Source organism: Chryseobacterium sp. 22458, assembly GCF_052044975.1.
Classification (GTDB): Bacteria; Bacteroidota; Bacteroidia; order Flavobacteriales; family Weeksellaceae; genus Chryseobacterium.
This window is the reverse complement of the sequence record NZ_JBQEOA010000001.1, coordinates 571,987-585,634: the sequence shown is the minus strand read 5'-3', so window position 1 is coordinate 585,634 and position 13,648 is coordinate 571,987. Positions and strand designations below refer to the sequence as shown.

At 36.9% G+C, this 13,648-nt stretch carries 19 protein-coding genes; 1 reads left to right on the top strand and 18 read right to left on the bottom strand.

Going from position 1 to position 13,648, the window contains the following annotated elements; translation table 11 throughout:
• Window positions 1-282 precede the first annotated feature (282 nt).
• Complete coding sequence (locus ACTJJF_RS02530) at window positions 283-447, top strand: hypothetical protein (RefSeq protein ID WP_312300891.1); 165 nt, start codon at window positions 283-285, stop codon at window positions 445-447.
• 1 nt (window position 448) lies between these two features.
• Here ACTJJF_RS02530 and ACTJJF_RS02525 read toward each other — a convergent pair whose 3' ends face one another.
• The 18 genes from ACTJJF_RS02525 to ACTJJF_RS02440 all read right to left on the bottom strand — a co-directional run bounded on the left by ACTJJF_RS02525 (window position 449) and on the right by ACTJJF_RS02440 (window position 13,578).
• A complete protein-coding gene (locus ACTJJF_RS02525) occupies window positions 449-1,096 on the bottom strand; it encodes a J domain-containing protein (RefSeq protein WP_440698575.1) in 648 nt (215 codons plus the stop codon).
• Between the two features lie 346 nt (window positions 1,097-1,442).
• Window positions 1,443-2,087, bottom strand: a complete 645-nt coding sequence (locus tag ACTJJF_RS02520) for an alpha/beta hydrolase (protein WP_440698574.1) — start codon at window positions 2,085-2,087, stop codon at window positions 1,443-1,445.
• A gap of 139 nt (window positions 2,088-2,226) precedes the next feature.
• Window positions 2,227-2,484 (bottom strand): hypothetical protein, encoded by a 258-nt coding sequence (locus ACTJJF_RS02515; RefSeq protein WP_440698573.1) that lies wholly within the window; start codon window positions 2,482-2,484, stop codon window positions 2,227-2,229.
• A 91-nt stretch (window positions 2,485-2,575) separates the two neighbouring features.
• Complete coding sequence (locus tag ACTJJF_RS02510) at window positions 2,576-2,908, bottom strand: hypothetical protein (RefSeq protein WP_312300901.1); 333 nt, start codon at window positions 2,906-2,908, stop codon at window positions 2,576-2,578.
• Between the two features lie 11 nt (window positions 2,909-2,919).
• Window positions 2,920-3,474: an RNA polymerase sigma factor gene (locus ACTJJF_RS02505; RefSeq protein WP_228406519.1), complete on the bottom strand. Its 555-nt coding sequence runs from the start codon at window positions 3,472-3,474 to the stop codon at window positions 2,920-2,922.
• Window positions 3,475-4,189: 715 nt separating this feature from the next.
• On the bottom strand, window positions 4,190-6,193 hold the full coding sequence (locus ACTJJF_RS02500; protein WP_440698572.1) for a prolyl oligopeptidase family serine peptidase: 2,004 nt from the start codon (window positions 6,191-6,193) through the stop codon (window positions 4,190-4,192).
• Window positions 6,194-6,352: 159 nt separating this feature from the next.
• Entirely contained in the window at window positions 6,353-6,811 is a 459-nt protein-coding gene (locus ACTJJF_RS02495; protein WP_312300914.1) for a DoxX family protein, read from the bottom strand.
• Window positions 6,812-6,813: 2 nt separating this feature from the next.
• Complete coding sequence (locus ACTJJF_RS02490; protein ID WP_440698571.1) at window positions 6,814-7,272, bottom strand: SRPBCC family protein; 459 nt, start codon at window positions 7,270-7,272, stop codon at window positions 6,814-6,816.
• Window positions 7,273-7,320: 48 nt separating this feature from the next.
• Complete coding sequence (locus tag ACTJJF_RS02485; RefSeq protein WP_312300920.1) at window positions 7,321-7,749, bottom strand: SRPBCC domain-containing protein; 429 nt, start codon at window positions 7,747-7,749, stop codon at window positions 7,321-7,323.
• A 95-nt stretch (window positions 7,750-7,844) separates the two neighbouring features.
• Window positions 7,845-8,678 (bottom strand): SDR family oxidoreductase, encoded by an 834-nt coding sequence (locus ACTJJF_RS02480; RefSeq protein WP_440698570.1) that lies wholly within the window; start codon window positions 8,676-8,678, stop codon window positions 7,845-7,847.
• Between the two features lie 48 nt (window positions 8,679-8,726).
• Window positions 8,727-9,593, bottom strand: a complete 867-nt coding sequence (locus ACTJJF_RS02475; protein ID WP_440698569.1) for a VOC family protein — start codon at window positions 9,591-9,593, stop codon at window positions 8,727-8,729.
• Between the two features lie 270 nt (window positions 9,594-9,863).
• The gene (locus ACTJJF_RS02470) at window positions 9,864-10,121 is read right to left on the bottom strand and encodes a hypothetical protein (protein WP_440698568.1); all 258 of its coding nucleotides are present in this window, start codon (window positions 10,119-10,121) and stop codon (window positions 9,864-9,866) included.
• Between the two features lie 17 nt (window positions 10,122-10,138).
• Window positions 10,139-10,552 (bottom strand): SRPBCC family protein, encoded by a 414-nt coding sequence (locus ACTJJF_RS02465; RefSeq protein ID WP_440698567.1) that lies wholly within the window; start codon window positions 10,550-10,552, stop codon window positions 10,139-10,141.
• A gap of 76 nt (window positions 10,553-10,628) precedes the next feature.
• Window positions 10,629-11,060, bottom strand: coding sequence for a VOC family protein (locus tag ACTJJF_RS02460; protein WP_440698566.1), 432 nt, complete (start codon window positions 11,058-11,060; stop codon window positions 10,629-10,631).
• Window positions 11,061-11,153: 93 nt separating this feature from the next.
• The gene (locus ACTJJF_RS02455) at window positions 11,154-11,930 is read right to left on the bottom strand and encodes an alpha/beta fold hydrolase (RefSeq protein ID WP_440698565.1); all 777 of its coding nucleotides are present in this window, start codon (window positions 11,928-11,930) and stop codon (window positions 11,154-11,156) included.
• 3 nt (window positions 11,931-11,933) lie between these two features.
• Window positions 11,934-12,458, bottom strand: coding sequence for a DinB family protein (locus ACTJJF_RS02450; protein ID WP_440698564.1), 525 nt, complete (start codon window positions 12,456-12,458; stop codon window positions 11,934-11,936).
• A 237-nt stretch (window positions 12,459-12,695) separates the two neighbouring features.
• Entirely contained in the window at window positions 12,696-13,157 is a 462-nt protein-coding gene (locus ACTJJF_RS02445) for a hypothetical protein (RefSeq protein WP_440698563.1), read from the bottom strand.
• 10 nt (window positions 13,158-13,167) lie between these two features.
• On the bottom strand, window positions 13,168-13,578 hold the full coding sequence (locus ACTJJF_RS02440; protein ID WP_312300941.1) for a VOC family protein: 411 nt from the start codon (window positions 13,576-13,578) through the stop codon (window positions 13,168-13,170).
• Window positions 13,579-13,648 lie beyond the last annotated feature (70 nt).

The window sequence follows — 13,648 nt, the reverse complement described above, 5'->3', positions numbered from 1 at the left end:
AAACAATCATCAAAAATAACATCATTTCACCATCAATAAAACATCACTTAACCTCTCAGAAAATTTGATCAGACTCCTGCTTGAAATAATTTTTTAAACAGTTTTTTTATTTTAACCGGAAAATAAAATTTAAGATTTATTGAATAAAACCCGTTGTCATTTTTATTGATTTTTACTTGAATTAATTCTTTTAAAAACAAGTCCTGACTGCTATTCATCAGGTTTAAAGAATTTTATGAAAATTTATTAATTATATTTATTCTAAATTAATATATTTGCAACATGAATATGATTGTCCCATTTAAGGTTCCGCCTTTAGCTCCTGTCTATGCATTCAATAATGAATTCAATAACGAAGAAATGTTCTGTGAAAAGAAATCCTGTTGTAAAAAATTCAAAAAAGGGAAAAGATGTAAAAAATGCCCGGGAAGAAAGAAAATGGCATAAACTAGCTGAAATTTCTGATCAGCATATAGATCGCAATTGCCAGGATAATAATTCCCCAGATCAGCATCATAATCTTAGGCTGACCTGATTTGTTAATTCTTGTTCTGGGCTGTGGCTTAAACATTTCTTCCACCGAATTTTTGAATTTTTCAGAATCGTTCTCAAAAACCTCTGTAATGGTAATACCCTGAACTACCGTTTTATGCAAAAGAGAATTCGTTGCATGAAGCAAAAGCTGGAATTTACCGTCTTTAAATTCTGTGATTTTAAAGATCCTCTCTCCATACGGCTTTTCCAATCCGAAAGGCAATACTTTCACCACATCGGCATTACTCGTCTGCCAGCTGATGATAATCTCCTCTCCTTTTTTTGCGTGAATTTTATTGGCTGTAAATGTTTTTATAGCAGGTGGAATATTATACCTGAAACTTCTCTGATGATTTTCCAGATTCTGATCATAAGTACGTCTAAGTGCACGATCACTTAAGGTCTCATATGCTTCCTGAATCTCACGGAAACGATCAGCAAAAAAGTCATCGTTTTCATTTTTATCAGGATGGTATTTTAAAGAAAGCTTCCGATATGCTTTTTTGATGTCTTCTTCTGAAGCATCCTGGGATATACCGAGAAAATAGTAGTAATCTTTCATTGAGCAGTACAAAAATAAGGATTTATTTTTCTTTGTGTTTGATGTTTACAACAAAAGTTTGCTGGAAATAGGGATCAAAAAGTCATTGCGAACCGAAGGTGAAGCAATCTCAATATAGTTCGTAATCCATTGGTTGAAAAACGCAAAGCCGCAAAGTTTTTTCACAGCAAGCTGTATATTTTAAGGCGCAAAGATTTTATCTCCGATAAAATTTCAAAGGCGAGTTTGTCATTTCAGGCAAGCAAGGACTCTCTACTTCATATTAATAGTATTTCTCGCAGATCTCGCAGATCATTGAGTAGTAACTTCAATCATAAGAACTAAACGGTAATAGCCCAACCAGTATTTATTTACGGGAAGCCCAATCCTTAGTGGGAGTGATCCAATCATTGAGAGCTTTGAAAAGGAAACCATGATTCAATCCTGTATTTAACTCTATTTCTTTAAAATCCTTAATCCCAGATCTGATCAACCTCTGTTCCTGAGACATTCGCACATGCCCTTCATCTGATTTCTCCGTAATGGAAAGAACTCTTCCGTATAACCTGAAGTTTTTGTCTTTTTCCAAAGAATCATCTTTGAAGCTAGCGCCGATGAAAACAAACTTCAATTGTGGATTTTTTTCATAATAAGACACATATTGTGCAATATAACCTCCCTGAGAAGTTCCTACCACTGTTATTCTTCCAGCTGGAATTCCTTTTTTCAGGAGACTATCAATCTGTTTCTTTACCTTCTCAGCATACACCGATGGATCTGTCCCCGCTTTTCTTTTCTCAGAAATAACAACCGTATTTTGATCTCTGAGTTTGCTGAGTATTGTTTCATATTCTGCGACTCCATATTTAGGATGCTTTTCCTCAAAAGAATGGTCTTCCAGAAATTTATTATGTAAAAAGAAAATGTATTGTTTTTGTTGTGGTTTTTGCCCAAACAATATGATCGAAAAAAACGAAAGTATTACAATAAAAACATTTCTGAACCTCATCATAACCTGATTTTTATAATTGCAAAGACACAAATGTAGCATTAAAAACTTTTCCAGGAGTTGTTTTTAAATAAAAATTCCGGCTCGGGAAGCTTTGCTTCCCGAGCCGGAATTAAACAATTTCAATTTAGTCCTGCATAGATTATGCTTCACACATATTATCCTTTTTGCAGCATCTTGAATGGAATTCTTTTTTGAATTTCCCTTTCAGTTCCTGATAGTCTTCGTCATTCATTTCTCTGATCTTATCTGCCAGTCCGAAAGGTGACTTTTCTTTAATTCCGTACTCATCAAAAATACCTTTGATAAATCTTTTTCTTTGTATTGCTTTTTTAGCGATTAAGGCTACACCTACAACGGCTAATGCTCCAAGAGCTCCTTTTAATGCTGAATTTTTCATTTTTTCAAAATTTTAAATTTTACTACTTCTTGTTTTTTATAGAGACGAATTAATTTAAATTTTACTTTACTACTTCTTTAAAAATTTCAAATTATTCGTTGTTTCTGTTAAAGAATCCACCTGAGCATTTATTTCTCCAAACCTCTTTGAATTTCTCTCTTTCCTCCGGGGATAGACCTTCCATTTTCTCTCTCATTTTTCTTTCTTTAAAATCTCTCATTCCCTTGCCGAAATGGAAACCGCCGAAAAGAATTTTGCTTAGGATCAGTATTCCCATAGCCTGCCAGAATGTAATGGATTTTACCCCTAAAATTTCAGGAAGCAGACAGTTCCAGAGCGACATTACAATCCATGTAACGGCCAGAAGGATCAATGGCGGACACAGTAATAAAAAAATCCAGCCTTTTTTGTGTTTATGATTCATAATTTCTTTTTCTAACTTTTTAAATCTTCGTATAACTTTCTCAATCTGTTTCTCAGGTGCTTCACAGCATAGTTTTTTCTACTGATGATGGTTTTGATGTTTTCTCCCTGTTCATCGGCGATCTCCTGGAGGGTTTTGTCGTTCAGTTCATTTTCTACGTAGACCAGCCTTTGTTTTTCGGGAAGTTCATCAAGCGCTTCAAACAGTTTTTTCCAGATCTCATCCTGAAACATCTTCACTTCAGGGCCTGCACTTTCATCCATCAATAAAATATCTTTGATGGAAAAACTGCCGTCTTCATCTTCATAGACAAAGTCTTCAAGATTTTCTGTTTTCTTTTTTCGGTAACGGTCTGTAATTTTATTTGCCGTTACCCTGTACAGCCAGCCTCCAACGTTTACGATCTCAGAAAGATTCGTAAGGCTACTGAACTGATACCACACTTCCTGCAGAATATCTTCCGCATCCTCCGTATTTTTCACTTTCGGACGAATATAGGACATCAGCTTCCCTCCGTAGTTGGAAACGGTCTGCGAGATGATGCTTTCTTTCTCTTTCTGTGGCATTGTTATTTTTTCGACAACCTCCATATTGCTATGACGGCTCTCCTTTTGTTTTTACTTTAATAAATTTAAAATATTTTTCTGGAAATTCAATTTTTCTTTTATTCATCAGTGTTTTTATCTCATAAATTTTCAGCAACTTACGCATCAGTTATTTTTTCAGAAGCTTTTTCCCGCCATCCGCTCATACTCCTCACGCCCAACTCTCCCACACTCTTAAGCTCCGGCTCTCCCACTCATGTTCCGGGGTAACCGCTGCTATCGGGGCTAAGTTGATGATTGATGATTGATGAAATTATAAAACAATATTGTTTTTTCTTGGAAACGCAAGGGCGCAAAGTTTTTCTAATCCTTGTGCAAAATGATAAGACTCAAGAATATTTCGGCTTCGCTCAATATATGATTTTCACCAAGCGATCTATTATTATTTTTCTCGCAGATCATGCAGATTGCGCAGATTTTTTTTCATGATCATCTGCTTCATTTGCAAAATCAGATTAGAGGATTTAAAAATATGCAGTGTTCAATTTTATCGGAGATAAAATCTTCGCCTTAAAATGTACAGCTTGTTGTTAAAAGACTTAGCGTCTTTGCATTTTTCCAATTATCAAAGTATAATCATATTGAGATTGCTTTGCTTGGCTCGCAATGACATTAACCATAAAAAAAGAAACGGAAGACCTTAATCTTCCGCTCCAAACATTGTTTAATTAATAGTTTATTTATTAAAATTTTCTGCAAAAAATCCCAGCATCGATTTGTAGAGTTCTATTCTGTTCGGTTCTTTTCCAAATCCGTGTCCTTCATCATATTTTACCAGATAAGGAACTTCAAAGCCTTTGGCACGCATTGCCTTTACGATCTGATCAGATTCGTTGATATTTACTCTTGGGTCATTAGCTCCCTGCACTACAAATAAAGGTTTCTTGATCTTATCAATCTGGAATACCGGAGATACCTCTTTAGCAATTTTAGCTTCTTCAGGGTTGTCAAGATCATACCAGATCTGCTTTACCATTTCTTTATAGGGCTTCCAGTATTCCGGGAAGGAAGCAAAGAAGGTAAAAATATTGGAAACACCTACGTAATCTACTCCACAGGTATACAGGTCCGGAGTTTTGATCAGCCCCATCAGAGTAGCATATCCGCCATGGCTTCCTCCGTAGATGGCTACTTTATCTTTATCTGCCCACCCTTGTTCGATTGCATATTTCACTCCGTCTTCCACATCATCCATCGCTTTTCTTCCAATCTGCTTATAACCTGCTTTCTGGAATGATTTCCCATACCCTCCGGAAATTCTGAAGTTGACCTGAAGTGTAGCATAACCTCTGCTTGCAAACAACTGTGCTTCCGGATTGAATCCCCATCTGTCTCTGATTCCCTGAGGACCACCGTGAGGGTTAACGATTAAAGGAACTTTTTTCCCTTCCAATGCTGCTTTAGGCAGTGTGATATATCCATGAATGGTCAATCCGTCTCTGCTTTTGAATTCGATGGGTCTCATCTCAGCCATATCTTCTTCCTTCAGCTGCGGCATCAGGTTGTAGAGAAGCTTTGTCTGTTTGGTTTTTGTGTCGTATTCGTAATAGGTTCCATATAGCTTATCACTTCCTACAACAACCAAAAGTTTGTCATTATTATCATCGGAGGAAACAATCGCAAATTCCTTATCTCCAAATTGAGATTTTAACTTGTCATCTATTTCTTTATAAAATTTACTTACCGGAACCGTTTCTCCTTTTACTCCCTCATAGCTGATATAGTCAAGTTCATAGTTTCTGTTTTTACCGGCTGTACTTATTGAGCTGACATCATATACAGGATTGGAATAAATCTCTTTAACCACAGCATTTTTCTTTAGGTCATAGAGCACAATTCTCGCTTTATCACTATCCAGATTGGTCACTACATAAGCTTCGTCTTTATTTTTGGAGTTTTCATTAAACTCAATGATTCCAAAGGTGTCAGACCAGTCTGCAGATTTAATCAGGTTAAATTTTCCGGTCTGCAGATCTTTATAATAGGTTTTTGTGGTTAATCCGTTTTCAAGAACGCTGTAACCTCTCAGATTTCCATCTTTATCAAAAAGATAGTCGTCAATAGGGCTGTTGACATCTTTATTTTCATACAGCTGAGTCATTTCTCCTGTAACGAAATTGATTTTAAAAGGTTCAAAGATCTGTTTATTATTCTTATTCATCGTTACCACAACGAAATCAGTATCTTTTATAGGAATAATCGCCTGTACTTTTACTCCGTCAAATGGTGTTAAATCCTTTTGATTTCCTCCATCTATATCAGAGGCGTACAAATGAATATTTTCATTTCCTCCCTTATCCTGTGTATAGAAAAGTCGTTTTTTGTTCAGCCAGCCATAACCTTTGATCAGATCATCTTTTTCCACAATAGCTTTGGTCACTTTTCCGGAATTCAGATCTTTGACGTAAACATGATTCTTTTTGTCCTGGTCTTTTTCTTTATAAGAAAGATATTTCCCGTCAGGAGATATCTTAAAGGCTGAAGCTTTTGGTCTTGCAAAATAATCTTCAACTTTGTATTTAAAGTTTCCTTTGTCGTAAGAAACAAGCTTTTCAAGATTGGCCCTGGATGATGGCAAAGTTGGATCCCCGGGCAATTTGGCAGTAGAACTTTGTGCATTGATCATCATGGTAGACAGTACAATAATAGCTGAACCGAAAATTTTATGATTTAAATTCATAACTTCTGTTTTTTAAGGTTAAAGTTACAGATACATTTAAGTTTTATAACAATAAAAACAAACGCTCTTATATAATTAGACATTTGATATCATTAAGATGTTACATCGTCCTCTATTTATTCTAAAATAAAAAGACAGCAGAATGTGCTGTCTTTTTTATTACTGTAAATAAATTCCGAAATACCAGGTCCAGACGATTAAGATCATCTGCATGGGAATTCTCTGATAGTAGAGGTAATTCATTCCGGGTCCGGTATAATCTGCTTTGAAAATATTAATATTCTTTCTGGAAGAATTGATATTGGCAATAAAAACAAGAATATAAAAAACAATCAGTAAGACGGCTGTAAGCTCCCGGATGGAGGGGATCATCAAACCTACTCCTGCAGCGATTTCTATAAAACCCGTACAATATACCCAAAACATTTTAGCCGGAATAAAATCAGGAATCATCATCGCCATTCCTTTCTGGAATTTAAAATGAGAAAAACCTGTAAAAATGATAAAAACGGCCATCCCCAGATTTCCCGCAAATAAAAAATCAAGGTTTCCCTGAAAGATCAATGTTCCCAGTAAGGCCAGCAGGAATGTTCCGAAAAGAATGATCAGCAGCTTCATATTTATACGGAATCAAAGCTTACCCCTTCCGCCAGACTTTTCACTACCAGTAAACCTTTGGTAAAGCCAGTGTTCATATGGTCCTGCCATTGCTTATCGACCTGAACCTCAGCATGAAGTTTTGTTTTGCCATCAAAGTCAATTAAAAAATATTTTTCAAAAGAGCCGTTCCATTCCATGACTTCTTTGCTCTGGGTATCTTCGTTCCCGTCTTTATCTACCATTCCTAAATGTTTAAAGACCACCTGATTGGGTTCGTCCAAACTATCTATGGTAGACACCATTCCTTCTCCCTGGTTATTGAGAAAATAAGTTTTTCCTCCTACCTTCCAGTCGGATTTCATGGTTGAGCCTGCTCCGAAAAACTGGGTCCATTCACTATAGGTTTCTGGGTTCCAGAGGATGTCCCAGACTTTTTGCCGGGGAGCATCTATTATTGTTTCATAAGATAAGGTTTCCATATTATAAATTTTAGTGGTTGATTTGGTTTTATATTATTCTTCCGGTGCTTAAAGCTGATTTTCTGACAAATGCTTGATGATGGATAGGGCTTTGGGAAATTTTTCTTCAAAGAAAGCTTTAAATTCTGCAGGGGTCTTAATTTTTGTTTTCAGCAATGTTCCTTCTTCATTTTCCTCAAGAAAGTAAGCTTCTGTAGATTCTCCCCAATCCTGAGGAACTTCGATGCCTTCATAAATTTCTCCAAGATGTAGAAATGTGATTTCCTCATTGGGAATCATTTTCTCTACTCTGCTGTACATTCCGTTGTTTTTGGGATCAAGAAATTTAATGATACTGTGTTCCTCCAGCGTTCCTTCATAAAAAGAACCTTCTGTAAAAGCCGTGGTCCACTGTCTGTATGTGATATCTCCCCAGAGTACGCTCCATACTTTTTCAGGTTCCGCATTGATCTCTATTTCATATGATAATTGTTCCATATATTTTTTTAAGTTATTAAGTGGTGAATAATAAGTGACTGAGTCGAGAGGGATTGAGAATGTGAGGTTATTGTGAGGTTATTTCTAACTTTCTTCTATCCGCCGACAAAGTCACCTCCGTTGATGTGAATGATTTCCCCTGTAATGTAGCTGGCATCTTTGGAAGCAAGAAATACATAAGCCGGTGCCACTTCCGAAGGCTGCCCGGCACGCTTCAACGGGGTATCTTTCCCGAAAGTTGCAAGGTCATCAAAGGCTTCTTTTACAAGAGGCGTCCATATGGGACCGGGGGCAACACCATTGACCAGAATTTCTTTTTCTGCCAGATTATCAGCCAATGAACGGATGAAGGATAGAATAGCTCCTTTTGTAGCAGCATAATCAATCAGATGATCACTGCCACGGTAGGCTGTAACGGATGTTGTACATATAATTCTCCCCCCTTTACCAATCATCGGAAGAAAATTTCTGGTGAAAGATATCATCGAAATGATATTCGTATCAAAAGTTTCCTGAATCTGTTCATCAGAGATTTTTTCAAGACTATTTTTTGAAGTATGAATCCCGGCATTATTAACAAGAATATCCAGATTTTTCCATTCTGTTTTAATCTTGTCGGCACATTTGGTTCTGAAAGCTTTCCGGGTAAGATTTCCTTTGATCAAAAGACATTCCTGCCCTTCCTTTTCTACCAGTCTTTTGGTTTCTTTGGCATCATCATCACTTTCTTTGTAGATGATGGCAACATCTGCACCTTCTCTTGCAAAGTGAACGGCTACAGCCTGACCTATACCACTGTCTCCCCCGGAAATGACCGCTTTTTTGCCTGACAGTTTCCGGCTTCCCTGATAATCGTCCCGGATAATTTCCGGAAATATACCTTCTTTAGGGACTTTTGACTTAGAATCTGATTTGTTCTGTGTTTTCATATGCAAATCTTTTCTCTAAATCACATCAAACAATACGCCGAAATGACTTTAAGAGTTATAAGCGTCTTCTAAATCCTGAATAATAATTTTCTGCATTTTCATCATCGCCTGAACTACTTTATATGCTTTTTCCTGATCAGAATCATTCATCAGCTGAATCAACCTTTTAGGAACAATCTGCCAGCTAAAGCCATATTTATCTTTCAGCCAGCCGCACATACTTTCTCTTCCTCCATCTGCTGTAAGTGCATTCCAGTAATTATCAGTCTCCTGCTGGTCATCTGTCATGACAACCATTGAAATACCTTCATTAAAATCAAATTGGTGATCATAAGAATTATCCATACAGAACAGACTGTAGTTGTTAATTACAAAGTGAGCATGCTGTACATTTTCTGCCGGTTCCTGAATATCATGACCTTCACCTCCGGCTCCATAGGTGAGTATATTTCCAATATTTGAATCTGGAAATGTCTTTGTATAAAGCTCCATGGCTTCTTTAGCTTTCCCGTTATTCTGGTGGATAAACATCAGAGTAGGAACTATTTTCTGTTCACCGGCTTTTTCTCCAAGAAACAGCTGCCACGTCACTCCGTACTTATCCTGTACCCAGCCGTATTTTTTACTCCAGGAATAAGATCCGAGCTCCATCAAAGCTATTCCGCCTTCAAGTAGCTGATCCCAATATTTCTGAACCTCATCTTCCGTTTCACAGATTACCATAAAAGAAACTGAAGGGTTCTTTTTAAACTGCGGACCACCGTTCAAAAGCATCAGCCTTTGTCCGAAAAGATCAATATTCATCACTACAGGAGTGTCTGCTGTAATCTCGCCTTCAAATACTTTACAGTAAAATTCTGCAGATTGTTTGGCATCTCCGTCATACCAGAGACATGGAAAAATATCGTTATTCATAAATGTTAAGTTTAGTTTGTATGTTTTTATTTGTAGGCCAATCTTAAAAGTTTTACATCATTTATAGTATTGAAATCCTTCATTTCGCTTCTGAATTCCGTTCGCAAAATCTTTGATTTGTATCTGGCGTGATAAGAACTGCTGCAATTATTTTATATCAATAAATAAATGTGTTAAAATGTAAAGCAAAAGAAATCTGATGTCTTTACGTCTGTAGATTTACATTTTCTATTTCGCAATGACACAGCAACAACTTTATGCTTATAATTTTTATGTTTCTTTAAAACACATCTGATGCTCCTTCATGTGATCTTTCAGCTTCATCATTGTATTTTTTCCGAAACCATGCAGCTGTAGAATTTCCTTTTCAGAATAGTCTGACAGCTTTTCCAAAGAATCTATTTTTTCCTTTTTCAAGGCTCGTCTTGCAGGTATTGCAATGACTCCCAGAAGAAAATCATCTTCAGGATCGTAGCTCACAGCATAAATGGAATTCAAACTCTTTGACATGATAACTAGATTGATCATGGCTACAAAAAATATTTTTAATGATTCTCAACATACTTATGGAAATTATTGAGAATAGCATACCAGCCTTCCCGCTGCATTTCCACAGAATTTTGTTTCTCCGGATCAAAAATCTCGGTAACTTTAGTTGTATTGTTGTCTATTTTATCAAAAATCACCTCTACTTTTCTTCCGTCTTCCATATGATATTTTATCATCTCATGGGGAACAACTTCATCGTATACACCTTCAAAATCAAATGCAAAGCTTTTATCTTTAGCTTCCATTCTGTTTTTGAATTTACCTCCTACTCTCAGGTCATTTTCAGAACTTGGACAATGCCAGCTTTCATGGGCAAAGTTCCATTTTGTAATGTGTTTCGGTTCGTTAAAATAATTCCAGACCTTGTCTACGGGTGCTAAAATTGTAATGTCTATTGTAATTGGGTCCATAGTTCTGTTTTTTAATAGTGGAACAAAAGAGCTGCCCATAGCGGGCACCTCTCTGATAATTGAGTTAAAGATAAGATTATTTTGCGTATTCGTCATTATAGTTCACCATCCAATGAACACCAAATTTATCCTGGAAGCTACCGAAATAGTCTCCCCAAAACTGGTCTTCAATGGGCATTTCTATGTTTCCTCCTTCTGAAAGGCCTTTAAAAAGCCTGTCTGCTTCTTCTCTGGAATCCGGAAAAATAGAAACATAGTTATTATTCCCTACTGTAAGGGTCTGCCCAAATCCGGGAACAATGTCTGATGCCATCAAAAGGTCTCCACCAATGGGCAATGCAATGTGCATGACTCTGTTTTTTTCTTCATCTGAAAGATTTTCTGTACCAGGGGCATTTCCCATTTTATGAACCTCTCCTGCGAATTCTCCTCCAAAAACAGATTTGTAAAAATTGAACGCTTCTTCAGCTGTTCCATCAAAATTTAAATACGGATTTAACTTAGCCATGATTTTTAATTTAAAAGTTATTGTTTGTCTTTATTAAATACAAGTGATCGCAATGATTTCACGAATGACACCAGTATTTATTGATAATGAATTTTAATCGTTCAAAAAGCTTCCGACTTCACTGACTGTAAAATCAATTAAGTTTTTGTTGATGCTTCCATCAAAGTCAGGCATCATATAGATCCCGTGGGTTGCCGGAAGGATCATTAGTTTTGCATCTTTTACAAGCCTCCACATTGCTACGGTATGCTCCGGCTTCATCACATCCTGATCACCACTGATGAACAATACAGGTGATTGTATAGAGGTTAGCACCTTATCCTCCCAATCTTCAAAAGTCTGCATTCTTTTACAGTCTTTATCAAAGAGATTTTCCAGTTTTGAAAAGTCCGGATTAAGGTTCAGAAAATTAATTTTGAATGGTTCCGGCATAGATTCAAATGTGGCATCCATCATGCTCTCGAAAAAACCGTCTATCATTCCTTCCCGCTTATAAAATGCTGAGGCAACAACGAGTTTTTCTACAATTCCCGGATGCCGGTATCCTATCTGCATCACAGTGCTTCCTCCGTTGCTGAACCCCAAGAATGACGCTTTATCAATGGCCAGTTCGGCTAAAAGTGCAGCAACATCGTCAGCATCCTGTTCAAAGGTCTCAGGAATATCACGATGGTCACTCCGGCCATGATTCTGCAGATCTACTCCTATGAGCTGAAACTGATCCTGAAGTCTTTCGATGACTTCTTTAAAATCATACAAAAAGGAAGAACCACCGCCATGAATCAGCACCAATGGTTTTCCTGATCCGTAGATCTCATAATACATCTGAATTCCATTGACTTTTTTATAGCCTTTTTCTACAGGATCCATCACTTAATATTTCAGGTTTTCGTCCACATCATATTTCATTCCCGGATAATCCAGGATTCTGCGCATCAGACCTATCTGACCGCAGAGATAATCTTCACGGCCGATACACATCCCGATAAAATTGAGTTTTGTTTCTTTAATAAAAGGAATATTCATTCCTATTTCGAAAATCTCATCCAGTTCTTCATCTGTTACTTCGTGAAGTTTTTGATATACTTTTGCTGAAATTGTATGAAAATTTTCTTTCAATTCAGCCAATGTTGGATATTTAAAACTTTCATCCAATGCTTTTCCCTGAAAAAACAAATCATTATACGGATCCTGAACCGGCAGTCCCAGTACTGCTCCCAGGCCATAACGCATGTTGATAAAGTTTCCTGCCATCCATACAATATGGTTCGTTTTATTTTCAATTCTTTTCAATGCATCTTCTTCAGAAATTCCGTCCAGAACATTGAGAAAGCTTTGGCTATGCATTCTGTAGGCCGGAATAACGAGTTCTATTTTTTTTGATTTTGGTGTGTCCATTATTTTGTTTTTTTATATTAGAAATAAAAGATCGGATAACGCAAATGCGCAAATAATTGGCAAACTAAGCTTTTAAATTGCAAAGATTTTTATCTGCGATAAATTGAGTACTGCATATCTGGATTCTCATCCCAAACACATTAATAGCTGCAATAAAAGACGGTAATGGAATCTGACTTTACAGTATAGTATTTAAAGACTTTTACAATTTCTGACCTTAAGAAGTCTTCTGTTCATTTATTTTATTCCACCTGATTTTCCCAGCAATCTTCTGATATACCCTAACTGCCCGCTGTGGTAATTTTCATGAAAGCAAAGGGTAGCAATATCGCTAATCTGATCCGTACTGAAACGTTCAAGTGTATTGAGTTTAGCTTCCAACTGGTCCTGAGATCGTTTTAAATAAGATTTAAGATCTTCGAAATCTACCAATTCATCTTTTCGCTCCAGAGGAATCGCTCCTCGGTTATACCCTGAAAATGATTCTCCGTCCCATACAGCCTGTTCACCCAGCATATTCAGAAAGCCATTTCTGACATAAATTAAATGTCCTAAAACCCAATTCATGCAATTGGCCTCTCCATCAGGAAAAATCATTGATTCTTCATGAGTAATGCCTTCCGTATTGATTGAAATCACTTTGTAAGTAATACCTATCTGATGCTTCACCAATGCGATCTCGTTTGACTGTATTTCCATATTGATCGATTTATTCCGTTGGCAATTTCGACATATCCGCATGCATCACTTCCCACTGATGTCCGTCTATATCGGCAAAAGCACTCTGATACATCCATCCGTGATCCATAGGTTCACTGTACTTCGAACCTCCGTTTTCAATAGCTGTATTTACGATCCAGTCTACATCTTCCCGGTTGTCTACCCCAATGGCAAGAAGCACCTGTGTGGTATCTCCTTTCGCAAAAGGTCTGTTGGTAAAGGTTTGAAAAAATTCTTCTTTCAGAAACATGGTGTAGATATGATCTTCTTTCATCACTACACAGATAGCCTTCTCGTCTGAAAACTGCTCATTGATTGAAAAACCCAGCTTTGTCCAGAAGTCTCTGGTTTTCTGTACGTCTTTTATGGGTAAATTGACGTAAATCTGATTGACTTTCATTTTTTTGTAATTTTAGTGTTAATCTTTAATCCAAAATTACCAAGGTCTGATGAAAGTCTACTTGCCATAA

Coding starts and splice junctions, on each gene's coding strand:
- ACTJJF_RS02530 (WP_312300891.1), top strand. CDS start 283: ATGAATATGATTGTCCCATTTAAGGTTCCGCCTTTAGCTCCTGTCTAT.
- ACTJJF_RS02505 (WP_228406519.1), bottom strand. CDS start 3,474: ATGCCACAGAAAGAGAAAGAAAGCATCATCTCGCAGACCGTTTCCAAC.
- ACTJJF_RS02445 (WP_440698563.1), bottom strand. CDS start 13,157: ATGGAAATACAGTCAAACGAGATCGCATTGGTGAAGCATCAGATAGGT.
- ACTJJF_RS02515 (WP_440698573.1), bottom strand. CDS start 2,484: ATGAAAAATTCAGCATTAAAAGGAGCTCTTGGAGCATTAGCCGTTGTA.
- ACTJJF_RS02480 (WP_440698570.1), bottom strand. CDS start 8,678: ATGAAAACACAGAACAAATCAGATTCTAAGTCAAAAGTCCCTAAAGAA.
- ACTJJF_RS02465 (WP_440698567.1), bottom strand. CDS start 10,552: ATGGACCCAATTACAATAGACATTACAATTTTAGCACCCGTAGACAAG.
- ACTJJF_RS02450 (WP_440698564.1), bottom strand. CDS start 12,458: ATGGACACACCAAAATCAAAAAAAATAGAACTCGTTATTCCGGCCTAC.
- ACTJJF_RS02495 (WP_312300914.1), bottom strand. CDS start 6,811: ATGAAGCTGCTGATCATTCTTTTCGGAACATTCCTGCTGGCCTTACTG.
- ACTJJF_RS02520 (WP_440698574.1), bottom strand. CDS start 2,087: ATGATGAGGTTCAGAAATGTTTTTATTGTAATACTTTCGTTTTTTTCG.
- ACTJJF_RS02525 (WP_440698575.1), bottom strand. CDS start 1,096: ATGAAAGATTACTACTATTTTCTCGGTATATCCCAGGATGCTTCAGAA.
- ACTJJF_RS02475 (WP_440698569.1), bottom strand. CDS start 9,593: ATGAATAACGATATTTTTCCATGTCTCTGGTATGACGGAGATGCCAAA.
- ACTJJF_RS02490 (WP_440698571.1), bottom strand. CDS start 7,272: ATGGAAACCTTATCTTATGAAACAATAATAGATGCTCCCCGGCAAAAA.
- ACTJJF_RS02460 (WP_440698566.1), bottom strand. CDS start 11,060: ATGGCTAAGTTAAATCCGTATTTAAATTTTGATGGAACAGCTGAAGAA.
- ACTJJF_RS02500 (WP_440698572.1), bottom strand. CDS start 6,193: ATGAATTTAAATCATAAAATTTTCGGTTCAGCTATTATTGTACTGTCT.
- ACTJJF_RS02485 (WP_312300920.1), bottom strand. CDS start 7,749: ATGGAACAATTATCATATGAAATAGAGATCAATGCGGAACCTGAAAAA.
- ACTJJF_RS02440 (WP_312300941.1), bottom strand. CDS start 13,578: ATGAAAGTCAATCAGATTTACGTCAATTTACCCATAAAAGACGTACAG.
- ACTJJF_RS02510 (WP_312300901.1), bottom strand. CDS start 2,908: ATGAATCATAAACACAAAAAAGGCTGGATTTTTTTATTACTGTGTCCG.
- ACTJJF_RS02470 (WP_440698568.1), bottom strand. CDS start 10,121: ATGATCAATCTAGTTATCATGTCAAAGAGTTTGAATTCCATTTATGCT.
- ACTJJF_RS02455 (WP_440698565.1), bottom strand. CDS start 11,930: ATGGATCCTGTAGAAAAAGGCTATAAAAAAGTCAATGGAATTCAGATG.